Source organism: Arthrobacter sp. H20 (assembly GCF_000520515.1).
In the GTDB taxonomy this organism is placed as follows: Bacteria; Actinomycetota; Actinomycetes; order Actinomycetales; family Micrococcaceae; genus Arthrobacter_D.
Genome location: NZ_KI914732.1, coordinates 122,373 through 135,510, shown reverse-complemented (window position 1 = coordinate 135,510; position 13,138 = coordinate 122,373). Strand labels below are relative to the sequence as shown.

Sequence of the window (13,138 nt, the reverse complement as noted above, 5' to 3'; positions counted from 1 at the left end):
CCGACACAGAAACGGCCCGGAGGCTCAGGGTTGCCGCTGGGACGGTGCGGCTTCTGGGCCTCCGGGCCGTTTCGGCGACTCATCGGCCACAATGGAGGAATGGATTCCCTCCTGCCCCGCGAACGTTCAGACCCCGCACCGGGCGCCGTGCATTTACCCGGCTGGCTTAGCCGTGACCAGCAGCTGGAACTGGTTGTGGCGTGCCGCGAGTGGGCAGCCGGACCGGTGCCGATGCGGGCGGCACGGATGCCAAACGGCTCCATGATGTCGGTCAAGACGGTGTGTTTGGGCTGGCACTGGCAGCCGTACCGGTATACCAGGACAGCCGACGACGCCGGTGGCGGCCAAGTGGCCGAGTTCCCGGACTGGCTGGCCGAATTGGGTCGCAATGCTGTAGCTGCTGCCTATGGCGACCCGGGCTACTACGCGCCCGACGCAGCCCTCATCAACTTCTACGACGCCACAGCTGCGATGGGAATGCATCAGGACAAGGACGAACGCTCCGCTGCGCCGGTGGTTTCCTTGAGCATCGGCGACTCGTGCATTTTCCGATTCGGCAACACGGAGACAAGGAACAAACCCTGGACGGACGTTGCTCTTGAGTCCGGGGACCTGTTTGTCTTTGGCGGAGCGTCCCGTTTCGCCTACCACGGCGTGCTCAAGACCCATCCTGGCACCGGTGACCCAGCACTCGGTTTGAAGGGCCGGCTGAACATCACGCTTCGCGAAACAGGCCTCGCCTGATTGCATCCGGATCCTAGGGCAGTAGCCCTCGCACGTAGGCCGCCTGGCCCGCGTGCTGAAGGCAGTCTTCAATCACGCTGATCAGACGGACGCGAAGTGTTACCGGAGGGTCCCACGACGCGTCGACGATCCGGTCCAGATCCACCTCGCCGAGGCCCGCAATGAACCCCATGGTGCGAGTGTGAACGGCGCCGTAATAGTCCAGCAGGACCCCCGGACCGGCAGGATGGACTCTGTCTACCTTCGCCGACGAGTGGCCGTACCCGGTGTCGGTCTCGTCGAGGTCAAGACCGAAGCGATTCGACCACCCCTCGCTCCACAGCTCCGGCAGGCTGGCGGCGTCGGCAATGTGGCTGTCCTGAACCCTCGTGAGATGCCAGACCAGCCAGGCAATCGAGTTACCACCGGCACCGGTCCCCGGGGGCCTAAACGCCAACTGGTCAGCGTCGAGCCCGCTAACGGCTGCCCTGACCGCGTCAGGGATTCTCCCGAATGCCTCTTCGAGGACTGCAGTTGAACTCATTGGCCCGGTCTCCTTCTTTTCGCCGCAGGTTTCGTTGACCCAAGTCTATAAACCCGCTTCGCGGTAGAAGCCTTCAATATGATTGGCGACCAGAGTTGAGGCGTCAGCGTTCGGCGCGCCGTCGTCGTCGGCTCCCGCAACGATCGCGTGATAGATGGCCCGATGCTCGGAACGCAGGCGATCCGCTGTCGAGTGCCAGTTCGGAAGCCGGCTGGTCAGTTGCTGGGTGTAGGACTCGATCGATCCGCGAAGCGAGGACATCATGGCACTGATGAGCACATTGCCAGCCGCTTCGGCGACCGCCACATGGAACAACGCGTCAAGACGAAGGAACTCGGCGGTAGTGAGACCGGGACGGTCCATCTCGCCCAGGAGGTCACCGGCGGTCATCATCGACGGCGCCGACCCTTCAGCGTGGCCTGCTGCCCACGTTTCAAGGAGGAGCCGGGTCTGCACAATGTCTTCCACCGGGAGATGCGAACTAGCCACATGGAGGCGCAGGGCCGACCCGAGGGCCACGGCTGGGTTCGCGGTGATCACCGTGCCCGCACCCGGGCCGGACCCCACTCCGGCGCGCACCACTCCCATCGCCTCGAGGACACGGATGCCTTCCCTGGCCGACGCACGCGAGACATTCAGTTGCTCAGCGACCGCCCGCTCGCCCGGCAGCCGTTGGCCGACGGCGAGGCGGCCAGCCGCCAGCTCCGCTTCAATCCAGGCCAGCACGAGCTCGTGGTTACGCATCCACCCATGGTAGCCAGTGGTCGGACCACAGGCGAGAGGTGCGGGCTTTCACTGCCATCGATGCTTGCGCCACTGGGCCGGAGGACTGTAGAGTCCAGCACACGCCCTGTGGTCCTACCACACCCGGATTGAAGCGAGGTCAGCATGCCGTCCCAGACTCCCCCAGCACTCAGACGACGCATCCCGAAAGTCAGCGACCTTGCGCCACTAATGCAATTCAAAAAGCCAGGGCTGGGCGCCGCTGCACGGCTAAGGCGGGCAAATACTATTTGGGATCTCAGGGACCAGGCGAAACGTCGGACCCCCACCGCTCCCTTCGACTATACGGATGGTGCGGCTGAAGCTGAGATCACCCTGCGGCGTGCGCGCGGAGCGTTTCTCGACCTCGAATTCCGGCCAGGGATCCTTCGCAATGTCGAGACGGTCGACACCTCGGTGCCAGTACTGGGCAAACAGTCGGCTCAGCCCTTCGGAATTGCGCCCACCGGTTTCACCCGGATGATGCAGTCGGAGGGGGAGTATGCTGGCTCGAAGGCCGCCGAAGCCGCGGGCATTCCCTACACCCTCTCCACCATGGGCACCGCGTCCATTGAAGATGTTGCCGCCGCAGCGCCCGCTGGCCGCAACTGGTTCCAGCTCTACCTCTGGACTGACCGGGACCGATCGATGGAGCTGATCGACCGGGCGGCCACGGCAGGCAATGACACCCTCATGGTCACAGTCGATACCGCTGTAGCCGGTTCACGCCTGCGGGACGTCCGGAACGGCATGACCATCCCCCCGGCGCTCACTGCAAAGACAGTCTTGGACGCGTCATACCGTCCGGCCTGGTGGTTCAATTTCCTCACTCACGAGCCGCTGGCTTTCGCCTCGCTGTCGCGGTACTCGGGCACCGTCGCTGACCTGATCAACTCCATGTTCGATCCCACGCTTACCTACGATGACCTCGATTGGCTCCGCGATGTCTGGAAAGGCAACCTGGTAGTCAAGGGCATCCAGACCGTCGACGACGCCAAGAAGGCTGTTGATCATGGAGTCGATGGCCTGGTGCTGTCGAACCACGGTGGCCGGCAACTGGACCGGGCTCCGGTACCCCTGCACCTGGTACCCGAGGTCGCGGCGGCGTTGAAGGGCAAGACCACCATCATGCTGGACACCGGCATTATGAGCGGCGGCGACATTGTGGCGGCACTGGCCCTCGGCGCGGACTTTACGCTGATCGGACGGGCCTACCTGTACGGACTGATGGCAGGCGGCCGGGCGGGAGTGGACCGGACCATCGAAATCCTGAGCACTGAGACAGCGCGGACCATGCAGCTGCTGGGAGTGAACCGCGTGGACGACCTCAACCCTGACCACGTACGGCTGCTCTAACTGATCCAGCCAGACAACCACCCAGTAGCTAAGCTCAAGCGAACTGAAAGTGGCGAATCGCGGAGCCTCGGTTAATCGACTCACCCGGACCCAAAGAATCCCCCATCCACCTGCCAGACGGTAATTCTTTAAGCGTTATTCTCAGCCGCGCCTCATTATTGGCGATAAAGCATCCAAACCTCCGAGTTGAGGTTAGTATCAATCTTGAAACCTGCCTGCGCAGTTTTCACTCACTACTGGGGATCAAGCGAATGGGAGCACCGGCGGATGGATTATCCGTTGCAGTACCGTCGTGCTCGTTCGCTGGTCTACGCGATCCTTCTCTTTTGGTTGTGGGCCTGGCTGGGCAGCGGCTTCTTCATTGCCAGCCTTTTCGGATCCCCGGTTCATGCACTCCTGGCGATGTACGCCCTCACCGTAGCAATCCTGGTCTCGATCCCTGTAATGCTGCTGGCAGTCACACGGATGGTCCTGAATCGCTCGCGCACTGCGACCGGCTACGTGCCCAGCACAGTCGTCACCGACCTGAACGCCACGCGCTCAGCCGCTGCTGGCCCCACCCAGGAGACTGACTGGTGGTTCTCGGACAAAGCGTCCTAAATAGGGCAAAACCTGCGTTAATCCTTCGGGTATTTCGGAAAGGCTTTGTCAAATTGAGGCGGTTCTCGTAGGAGTCGCAAATCTATACTTTTGAGGTGACCTTTAGAGGTTCGGCACCCTTCGGTGTGCCGGACCTGTTTTGTGTAGGACCTCCCGGGATCTGCCGCAAAGTGGTCAAGTCTCTCGCCCCGGTTGAGTTAGGAAACAATATGCGCGTCTTCCGGCGATCCGCCGCGGCACTGACCGGCCTGATCCTCTTGGCATCAACCTTGCCGGTCCTGACCACAGCTCCGGCCTCGGCTGCGACTCTCGCTCCCGCGGAGACGGCTATTGTCGAACCGGCCACACCCGTGCCGGCCGTCCCCGAAGAAGCCGCACCAGTAGAACCGGGGACACGGGCCACGGCTGACGACACCGCGTCCGTCGAACAGGTAGCACCAGCGCTGACAGCTCCCGAAAACACTGCGGCGATCGAACAGGCCACGCCGGAACCAGCCGCCGTGGAAAACATGGCCGTTGCCGAACCGGCAGACGGCGCTCCGCGCTCGATCCACACCTACGAGCCCGGCTATGACTTCGAAACCAACGGGCAGCTCCGGGAGCTGCAGCGCGACGGTGGGGCAGCCGCCGAGCCGCAAGATGTTCCAGCGAACATGGAGCCCGCGCAACGTCAGGGTGCCATCAAGGTCAAGCTGGTTACCGTCAAGCTCGCTGACAGCTCCAGCTCGGTCTCCATGACCAACGCGGTCAACTCGGTCAACGTATCAAGCAACTATTGGAAGTCGATGTCCAACAACCGGCTCTCCATGTCGGTTACCTCCCAGGTTGCGGGCCACCAGACCAAGGCACGCTCCACCTGGTCCTACAACGACATCATGAACCAGGTCACCAACGAACTTCGCTGGAGCTATAGCCCCTACACCGCGCTGGTCGTCTTCATCCCCACGGCCCTCCAGGGCGGCATCCTCGGCTACGGCTGGAGCAGTAACGGCACCAGCGGACGGATCCTGATGCCGCAGTACAGCAACTTCACCACCAACGTGGTTACCCATGAATTTGGGCACGTCCTCGGCCTCATGCACGCCGATGCGCTGCAGTGTGAACGCGGCCAGAGTGACATTGCCTCTTTCGCAGGCTCCGGCTGCTACATCCGCGAATACGCCGACACGATGGACCTTATGGGCTCAGCTCAGTGGTTCCAAACACCGGTGATCAGTTCCAGTTTCTGGGATTACGGCAGGTTTGGTCGCGGGGACGAGATCCGCAATGCTGGCGTAGCGACTGGCCGCAAGAGCTATACGCTGAAACCGTGGGCGGGCACTGCGTCGAACCGGGCCGTCAAATTTACTGACCCGAAAAGCGGTGAAGTCTACTACCTGGAACTGCGGGCGCCAGTGGGATACGACAAGGCATTGGCCGTGAACGGAAACTTCGGGGTGAAAATCGTCCAGCGCGGGGGGGCTGCACCGAACGCTTCGCTGATCCTGATGCCCTCCACCAAGCCGTTCGCTGGCTACTATGCGCAGAACCACGCATGGAAGGCCGGTAGGACCTTCACCACCCACGCGGGAACAAAGGTCACTATTAACTCACTGTCCACCACTCAGGCGACGGTGACCATCGACGCCGGTGGGTCGTTCAACGACATCTACAACTCGGGCTTCCAGGGGGAAATCGAGTGGCTCCATACCAAGAAGTTGGCCACCGGGTGGGCCGACGGCACCTACCGTCCCTTCGACTCCATGAACCGCGACGCCATGGCAGCATTCATCTACCGGCATGCGGGAAGCCCTTCCTTCAACCCACCAGCACGAAGCCCCTTCAGGGACGTCTCGACCAGAAGCCTGTATTACAAGGAGATCGCCTGGATGAAGGCCATGGGGCTCTCCACCGGCTGGGGCGACGGCACCTACCGTCCACTGCAGCCCATCAGCCGCGATGCCATGGCAGCGTTCATGTTCCGGTATACCGCGGACGCCTGCAATCTAGGCGGCGCGGCGGGATTCGCTGCCCCGGCTACCGCGCCATTCAGGGATGTGCCGCGAGGTACAGAGTTCTACAAGGAGATCGCCTGGATGAAGCAGTCAGGCGTGTCCACTGGGTGGAACGACAGCACTTTCCGCCCTTTGCAGAACATCACGCGCGAAGCGATGGCAGCCTTCGTCTACCGGGTGGATGGCGTGCAGCGCAATCTCGGCGGCTGCCGACTCTAACAAGTTGGTCCTGAAGTTCCGATTCTCCGAGGGAGGCAGGTCTCTGGCTTCCCTCGGAGGCTAGGTTTGGGTGATGGAATCCGAGAAGCTGGATGACCCCCCATCCCTTGCCGCCGCGGTCTGTGCACCACCCGTTGGGTCGTTTCCCCCTCCTGAGGGTGTGGACCCCGTAGCCTTGGTGCGCTGAATACGGCAGGGTTGCCGACCTTCCAGTAGGGTAAATAGGTGGACTTCTCCCGCGACATCTCGGCAGGCCGCGTCTCCGCCTGCCCAATGGCACCGCGGCGACTGCCACAGTCGCCGCCGAGGGCCGCCACTGGCGTTGCAGTGGAAGCCTTCCGCTACCCGGTGACCGGCGTTGCTGCCGACACCAATGAGGGCATCAGATTTCGGCCGGTTACGGCCACCCTGCGGCAGCCCGCAGCCTGCACATATCAATTGAAAACGAGTCAATACAGTGAATAACATCAAGACCACTTTGAACGCTCCCCCCGCTTTGGCGAAAGGCAGCATGCGCATCGTCGCCCTCGGCGGGATCGGGGAAATCGGTCGGAACATGACCGTCTTTGAGTTCAATGGCAAGCTGCTGATCGTTGACTGCGGCGTCCTCTTCCCCGAGGAAGTTCACCCCGGCGTCAATCTGATCCTGCCCGACTTCTCAGCGATCCGCGATCGGTTGCAGGACGTCGTCGGCGTCGTCCTGACCCATGGCCACGAGGACCACATCGGCGGCATCCCTTACCTCCTGAAAGAGCGCGCGGACATCCCCCTGATCGGGTCACGCCTGACGCTCGCGTTCATTAAGGCCAAGCTCAAGGAACATCGCATCAACCCGAAGACCATTCAGGTCGAAGAGGGCGCCAGAAAGCCGATGGGTCCGTTTGACCTTGAGTTCCTGGCCGTCAACCACTCAATCCCCGACAGCCTCGCCGTCGCCATCCGAACCAGCGCCGGAACGGTCCTGCACACCGGTGACTTCAAGATGGACCAGTTCCCCCTTGACCGTCGCATCACCGACCTCGTGGGCTTTGCACGGCTGGGCTCCGAAGGTGTTGACCTGTTTCTCACGGACTCCACCAACGCCGACGTCCCCGGCTTCACCACGTCGGAAAAGGACCTGCTACCAGCGATCGATACCGTATTTCGGACCGCTCCCCGCCGCATCATTGTGTCCAGCTTCGCCAGCCATATCCACCGGATCCAGCAGGTTATCGACACTGCTCACCGCCACCACCGCAAGGTAGCATTCGTTGGCCGCTCGATGGTCCGCAACATGACCATTGCACGAGAACTGGGCTACCTCACCATCCCGCGCGGGATCCTGGTGGACTTCAAGAAGCTGCAGCAGTCCGACGACCACAAGGTGGTCCTCATCTGCACTGGCTCGCAGGGCGAACCCCTAGCGGCGCTGTCCCGCATGGCCGGTGGCGACCATGCCATCAAAATTGGGGAAGGCGACACGGTCCTGCTGGCCAGCTCACTGATTCCCGGCAACGAGAACGCCATCTACGGTGTAATCAACTCCCTCACCCAACTGGGCGCCAATGTGGTCCATAAGGGCAACGCAAAGGTTCACGTTTCGGGTCACGCGAGTGCCGGTGAGCTGGCCTACGTCTACAACATCGTCAAGCCCCGCAACGTCATGCCGGTGCACGGCGAATGGCGTCACCTCAAGGCAAATGAGTCAATCGCCGTCGCTACTGGCGTCGATCCGAAGTCAGTGCTCATCGCCGAAGACGGCGTGACAGTTGACCTGATCAACGGCAAGGCCACCATCTCCGGCAAGATTCCTGCCGGGCTGGTGTTTGTCGACGGCGATAGCGTGGGCCACACCACCGAGGACACACTCGAAGAACGTCGCCGGCTTGCCGAGGAAGGCGCAGTCACCGTGCTCGCCATCATCGATGCCAAGACCGGCGAAATGGCTGAACCGCTTGAGTTCTTCACGAAGGGCTTCGAATGCAGCCAGGATGATCTCGACAAGGCCTCGGACGCCATCGAGAAGTCGCTCGCGAACCCGGGCGGACGACGAGGGGGCGGCAACAACGATCCTGAGGACGCTATCGAGCGGGCGACCGCTTCGTGGATGCGCCGGTTCTACAACCGGACACCGGTAGTGACGGCGATCGTCGTCGACGCCTAAAACGCCGAGAAATTCACGTCATCTCCAACCCGCTAGGGGGGCGCGATGACGGGGATTCTTTGTTTTACGGGCCTGCCCGTCTAGGACCAGACCCGCTGGAAGTCAGCGACGAATTGCCGCAGCGATGTAGCAGGGTGACCCGAAAGTTTAACCACCGATCTGTTGGGGAACGCGGAGACGTTAAGCCGCACCACTTTATGAATCATTTTCTGAACAGCTATGTAGTCAGTGGATGCACCCTCGGCCGCCAGCGCTGAGAGATAGGCGTCCTCACTCGGGCGGTGGTACTGGATGGGACGGCCGAGTACCTCAGCCATAACCGTCGCGACCTGCTGGTACGTCATACTCCGCTCGCCGGAGAGGGTGTAGGCCTTGCCGATGTGACCCGGCTCCGCAAGAGTCGATGCTGCGACGCGGCCGACGTCGCGTGCGTCGATAAACGCGGTGCGGGAGCGTCCGGCCGGGACGAAGATCTCCCCGCGCTCACGGATGGGTCCTGCGTACGTTGTCGAAAAGTTCTGCATAAAGAAGTTTGGCCTGAGGAATGTGTACGGGGCGGAGGTCTGCCGCAGATACTTCTCGACGGCGTGATGGGGGGTCTTGCGGTTCACCTGAACGCCTTGCAGGGAGAGGAACACTATGTGCCGGATTCCTCTTCGCTTCGCCGCGTCAATGACCGGGAACAACTTAGCCTCCACATCCGCGATGGCTGGCGGTCGCATGAGGAACAGCCGGTCAGCGCCTTCAAGCGCCTCCTCGATGTCGGACGGCGTCGAACCGAACGAGAACGCCCGGGTCTGCGCCGGCACTGGCACTTTCTCGTGGTCGGTAGGGCTGCGGACCGCGGCAATGACCGGCTCGCCGAGAGCCAGTAAATGGTCTACCACCGCTGACCCCACCGCCCCGGTAGCACCGGTAACGAAGACAGCGGTCATTGGATGTCCTTCACTTTCGAGAGCAATGCAGCGATGTCTGTCAGTTCATCGTTGGATAGTTCGCCGAACCACTGTGCGGCGCCCACCACCTTTGCGGTTTCGAACGCGTCAACACGCTCAGCAGCCGTGTCGGTCAGACGAAGTAACCGCGAACGCCCGTCGCTCGCCAGAGCGGTTTGGTCTACGAGGCCCACCGAACGCAGCTGCTCAACTGTTTGGGTGATTGCGCCGGGGGTAACCTGAAGAATGTCCGCCAGCCGGCCGGGCGTAACTGGCTCATCGCTGTGAGCAAGCACGAACAATATGTCCAGTTGGGTACGCGTAAGTGCGGTGTCCCCAAAAGGAGTAGACCGTGGTGCCGCCACCATCCGGGAGAGGCGGACCACCTGGGCGAGGATAGTCCTGATCTGATGTGTTCGCTCAGGGTTTGTAGAGGAATCGGTCATGCGCTCACGAACGGCATTTGCCTGGCATAAGAGCGGTCCTCAATCTGCGTGACAATGAAGTCCGCCAGGTCGTCCCGGCTTATTTGCGTTGAAGCGTTAACCCCGACCCACCCCACCCGATAGGACCCGGTACCCGGTTTTTCAGTAAGCCTGGGACCGCGCACCACTGTCCAGTCCAGTTCCGATGCCTTGAGTACCTCAAGATGTCCTTCGGCATCTGCGAGAACCTTGCCGGACACAGTTTTGAGCAGAATCCGGATAATCCGATCAGGGAGCCGGGGCCGGTCAGGCGCGGCTGGCAGACCGCCGCCAGACAACGTGACGATTCGCTTCACGCCCTGCACCGCCATTGCTTCGGCAATGATGCGCGTGCCCTCCGTCTGGAGCGTGGCCGGAGAACCCTTAACCTGGCCGAACAGGGCCAGGACCACGGTCGAACCCGCCACCGTGTCATTTACTGCCCTCGGGTCGAGGACGTCCCCGCGGATAACTGTGAGCGACGGCGATGACACCTGAAGCTTGCTCGGGTCACGCACCAACGCCCGCACCTCGCGCCCAGCGTCCAAGGCGCGAGTGAGCACCCGGCTCCCGGTCTTTCCCGTGCCGCCAAATAACGCGATAGTCTCCATCTGAATACTTTAGCGACTAAAGCTTATGGTGGCTACCGGTCCAGCAGTGCACCGTCCGCCGGTCGGTTACGCCGAGCCGACAACGGCCCACGCCGTCGCCTCAATCGAGAACAGATCGACTGGGAGAAGGTCGGCACATGCGGCCCGAAGGCGGCGCCTACCCTTGGTGTCCAGTTGGCCAACGTAATCCCCGGCCGGGCCCACTCCGAGAGTGAATGGTTCCCACCAGTCGGTGAAGGACTCAAACTCCACCCGTACGGTCATCTGATCCTGTTCGCAATCCCTCAAGCCTGCCACTTTGAATAATTCCGTCAGGCGGCCTTCCCTGGCACCGGCGAGGTGCCCTTCAGCTGGCGCCAGTGGATCCATCTGGTGCGCGGCCTGCCAAAAGACTGACAGCGGACCGCGACCGCCGGAATGGTCCCAGACACAAGCTGCGACCACCCCGCCATTGCGGGTGACCCGCCCCATTTGCCGCAGGCCCTTTACGGGATCCTTCATGAAGTGAACCACCAGCTGCGCCAGGGTGACGTCGAAGCAGTCGTCGGGGAACGGTAGACCTTCGGCTTCGCCGGATCGGACGTCAACGTTGGACAGCCGACTTCGAGCGGCCCTGACGAACTGAGGAGATGGATCGACTGCTGCGACGTGGTCTGGGCCGAGGATTTCCACCAGTCGAGCGGTAAGTGCTCCCGGGCCGCATCCGACATCGAGTGCCCGGTGACCTCGGCGGACGCCTGCCAGGCGAGCGAACTCTGACGCCAATGGCTCGGAATAACGGCCCATGAACCTGTCATAAGCATCAGCCGCCACATTGAAACCCACTGCGCCACTCTACTCTCGCGGAGTATTCCTGGATATCACAAAAGGACTCCACGTGGTGGAGATGGCGATCGATGCCTGGTCCTCATCGGTTATTTCAGCATCTATTGTGACCGCTCCGCCCACCATTGTTCGATCTCCATATCTGAAATTTCGCACATCTACCGCTAGGAGCAAAGGGGCACAAGGTGGCCTGGACGACCGGGAGCACCTGTGCGTCAACGATCTACGTGGAGCTTAGGGGAATCGAACCCCTGACCTTTTCATTGCGAACGAAACGCTCTACCAACTGAGCTAAAGCCCCGCAAAAAGTACTGTAGCCGGCCCTGTGGGCGTTGGTGATCGGGTTCTTCATGATCCTCGTCGATTCGACGATCGTCTCGGTGGCCATCCCAGCTATCATGAACGGGTTGGGCGCCGATCTGGACAGCGTGGTGTGGGTCAACAGCGCCTATCTGCTCGCCTTTGCTGTGCCATTGCTGATCACCGGCCGGCTTGGCGACCGCTTTGGACCGCGTCGCATCTACCTCATTGGCTTGTCAGTGTTCACGGTAGCCAGTGTGTGGTGTGGACTCGCGGGTTCAGTGGAAATGCTCATCCTCGCTCGGGTTCTTCAGGGGCTGGGAGCAGCGCTGATGACGCCCCAGACGATGGCTGTGATCACTCGCATCTTCCCACCAGAACGCCGGGGCGCAGCGATGGGACTGTGGGGCTCAGTGGCCGGCGTCGCAACCCTGGTGGGCCCGGTACTGGGAGGCCTGCTGGTCGACTCTCTCGGCTGGGAGTGGATCTTCTTCGTCAACGCGCCGATCGGCGTCGTCGGACTGGTCCTTGCCTACCGACTCGTCCCCCGGCTTCCTACCAACAGCCACAGCTTTGACTATCTCGGCGTGGTACTGAGCGCTGCGGGCATGTTCTGCCTGGTGTTCGGCATCCAGGAGGGCGAGACCTACAGCTGGGGCACCATCGCCGGACCCATCTCGGTCTGGTCGCTGATCATTACCGGGCTGGTCCTGCTGACTGCCTTCATCCTGTGGCAGCGGCACAACCGCAAGGAACCACTCGTGCCGTTGGGCCTGTTCAAGGACCGCAACTTCTCCCTCGGCAACACCTCGATTTTCGCGATGGGCTTTGCCATTACCACCGTCGCCATCCCCCTGATGCTCTACGCGCAGAACGTGCGCGGCTTCTCCCCCACCGAGGGTGCCCTGCTGCTGACCCCGATGGCGATCATCTCCGGCGCTCTGGCTCCCCTGGTAGGGCGCCTGGTCCAGCGCGGCAACCCGAAATACATGGCCGTCTTCGGGTTCTCGGCCATGTCAGTGGCGCTCTTCTGGCTCGGCAGCATCATGACTCCCGATGTGCCGGTGTGGGCCCTGCTGCTGCCCATCTCCCTCTTGGGGCTCGCGAGTGCGGGCATCTGGGCACCGGTTTCGCTGACTGCGACGCGGAACCTGCCGCGCTCCTCAGCGGGCGCCGGTTCCGGTGTCTACAACACCACCCGGCAGGTCGGAGCGGTGTTGGGCAGTTCGGCGATCGCAGCGATGATGCTGTCCCGGTTGTCTGCCAATATCGGCGATGGCGGTGCCGAAGCCGTGCCCGGACAACAGCTCCCCGAGTCCCTCCAGGCCGGATACGCGGCGGCCATGGGGCAGACGTTATACATGCCAGCCATCGCCATTCTCATCGGTCTCGGTGCGGCACTGTTCTTTGCGCGTCCCGAGCGCAGGACGGGTTGGGCGGGTGACGAGTCGCCGTCGAGCGTCCCCGCAGCGTCGACAACGCCGAAGTAGGGGGGTGCTCACAGCTCGCCTGGTGGGCAACCTGGACCGAGGGGTCACTCTGGACATTGGTGAGCAATATGTTGCCCACCGTTGTCCAGATTGCCCACCTGAATCGACGTCGACGGTGCCCGCCCCACCGAAACCGACCACAACGCCGGGTGGTTGCCTCAGAGAACTACCT

General features: G+C 62.1%; 12 protein-coding genes and 1 tRNA gene. 6 read left to right on the top strand and 7 right to left on the bottom strand.

All coding sequences use genetic code 11. The annotated features are described in order from the left end of the window. Window positions 1–99: 99 nt before the first annotated feature. Window positions 100–744: an alpha-ketoglutarate-dependent dioxygenase AlkB family protein gene (locus Y703_RS0110705; RefSeq protein ID WP_026552706.1), complete on the top strand. Its 645-nt coding sequence runs from the start codon at window positions 100–102 to the stop codon at window positions 742–744. A gap of 13 nt (window positions 745–757) precedes the next feature. Here the strand turns inward: Y703_RS0110705 and Y703_RS0110700 are convergent, their stop codons facing one another. Next, the gene (locus tag Y703_RS0110700; RefSeq protein ID WP_026552705.1) at window positions 758–1,267 is read right to left on the bottom strand and encodes a mycothiol transferase; all 510 of its coding nucleotides are present in this window, start codon (window positions 1,265–1,267) and stop codon (window positions 758–760) included. Window positions 1,268–1,312: 45 nt separating this feature from the next. Next, a complete protein-coding gene (locus Y703_RS0110695; RefSeq protein WP_026552704.1) occupies window positions 1,313–2,011 on the bottom strand; it encodes a FadR/GntR family transcriptional regulator in 699 nt (232 codons plus the stop codon). Between the two features lie 144 nt (window positions 2,012–2,155). Between Y703_RS0110695 and Y703_RS0110690 the strand changes: the two genes are divergently transcribed. From Y703_RS0110690 to Y703_RS0110675, 4 genes are all read left to right on the top strand, one after another. Then, window positions 2,156–3,385 carry an alpha-hydroxy acid oxidase gene (locus Y703_RS0110690; RefSeq protein ID WP_026552703.1) on the top strand — a complete coding sequence of 410 codons (1,230 nt, stop codon included), beginning with the start codon at window positions 2,156–2,158 and terminating at the stop codon, window positions 3,383–3,385. Between the two features lie 267 nt (window positions 3,386–3,652). Then, the gene (locus Y703_RS0110685; protein ID WP_026552702.1) at window positions 3,653–3,985 is read left to right on the top strand and encodes a hypothetical protein; all 333 of its coding nucleotides are present in this window, start codon (window positions 3,653–3,655) and stop codon (window positions 3,983–3,985) included. 209 nt (window positions 3,986–4,194) lie between these two features. Next, the gene (locus Y703_RS0110680; protein WP_026552701.1) at window positions 4,195–6,198 is read left to right on the top strand and encodes an S-layer homology domain-containing protein; all 2,004 of its coding nucleotides are present in this window, start codon (window positions 4,195–4,197) and stop codon (window positions 6,196–6,198) included. A 511-nt stretch (window positions 6,199–6,709) separates the two neighbouring features. Then, entirely contained in the window at window positions 6,710–8,341 is a 1,632-nt protein-coding gene (locus tag Y703_RS0110675; protein WP_155849490.1) for a ribonuclease J, read from the top strand. Between the two features lie 80 nt (window positions 8,342–8,421). Here Y703_RS0110675 and Y703_RS0110670 read toward each other — a convergent pair whose 3' ends face one another. From Y703_RS0110670 to Y703_RS0110650, 5 genes are all read right to left on the bottom strand, one after another. After that, window positions 8,422–9,276, bottom strand: a complete 855-nt coding sequence (locus tag Y703_RS0110670; protein WP_026552699.1) for an SDR family oxidoreductase — start codon at window positions 9,274–9,276, stop codon at window positions 8,422–8,424. Then, window positions 9,273–9,722, bottom strand: a complete 450-nt coding sequence (locus tag Y703_RS20880) for a MarR family winged helix-turn-helix transcriptional regulator (RefSeq protein WP_051427496.1) — start codon at window positions 9,720–9,722, stop codon at window positions 9,273–9,275. The genes Y703_RS0110670 and Y703_RS20880 overlap by 4 nt, the downstream gene beginning before the upstream one ends. Continuing rightward, complete coding sequence (locus Y703_RS0110660) at window positions 9,719–10,351, bottom strand: NAD(P)-dependent oxidoreductase (RefSeq protein WP_026552698.1); 633 nt, start codon at window positions 10,349–10,351, stop codon at window positions 9,719–9,721. The genes Y703_RS20880 and Y703_RS0110660 overlap by 4 nt, the downstream gene beginning before the upstream one ends. 66 nt (window positions 10,352–10,417) lie before the next feature. Then, window positions 10,418–11,176, bottom strand: coding sequence for a class I SAM-dependent methyltransferase (locus Y703_RS0110655; protein WP_026552697.1), 759 nt, complete (start codon window positions 11,174–11,176; stop codon window positions 10,418–10,420). A gap of 228 nt (window positions 11,177–11,404) precedes the next feature. After that, a tRNA-Ala gene (locus Y703_RS0110650) sits at window positions 11,405–11,477 on the bottom strand. Between the two features lie 34 nt (window positions 11,478–11,511). Here Y703_RS0110650 and Y703_RS0110645 point away from each other — a divergent pair. After that, on the top strand, window positions 11,512–12,966 hold the full coding sequence (locus tag Y703_RS0110645) for a DHA2 family efflux MFS transporter permease subunit (protein ID WP_343212886.1): 1,455 nt from the start codon (window positions 11,512–11,514) through the stop codon (window positions 12,964–12,966). The last annotated feature ends 172 nt before the right edge of the window (window positions 12,967–13,138 follow it).

Coding starts and splice junctions, on each gene's coding strand:
- Y703_RS0110705 (WP_026552706.1), top strand. CDS start 100: ATGGATTCCCTCCTGCCCCGCGAACGTTCAGACCCCGCACCGGGCGCC.
- Y703_RS0110700 (WP_026552705.1), bottom strand. CDS start 1,267: ATGAGTTCAACTGCAGTCCTCGAAGAGGCATTCGGGAGAATCCCTGAC.
- Y703_RS0110695 (WP_026552704.1), bottom strand. CDS start 2,011: ATGCGTAACCACGAGCTCGTGCTGGCCTGGATTGAAGCGGAGCTGGCG.
- Y703_RS0110690 (WP_026552703.1), top strand. CDS start 2,156: ATGCCGTCCCAGACTCCCCCAGCACTCAGACGACGCATCCCGAAAGTC.
- Y703_RS0110685 (WP_026552702.1), top strand. CDS start 3,653: ATGGATTATCCGTTGCAGTACCGTCGTGCTCGTTCGCTGGTCTACGCG.
- Y703_RS0110680 (WP_026552701.1), top strand. CDS start 4,195: ATGCGCGTCTTCCGGCGATCCGCCGCGGCACTGACCGGCCTGATCCTC.
- Y703_RS0110675 (WP_155849490.1), top strand. CDS start 6,710: ATGCGCATCGTCGCCCTCGGCGGGATCGGGGAAATCGGTCGGAACATG.
- Y703_RS0110670 (WP_026552699.1), bottom strand. CDS start 9,276: ATGACCGCTGTCTTCGTTACCGGTGCTACCGGGGCGGTGGGGTCAGCG.
- Y703_RS20880 (WP_051427496.1), bottom strand. CDS start 9,722: ATGACCGATTCCTCTACAAACCCTGAGCGAACACATCAGATCAGGACT.
- Y703_RS0110660 (WP_026552698.1), bottom strand. CDS start 10,351: ATGGAGACTATCGCGTTATTTGGCGGCACGGGAAAGACCGGGAGCCGG.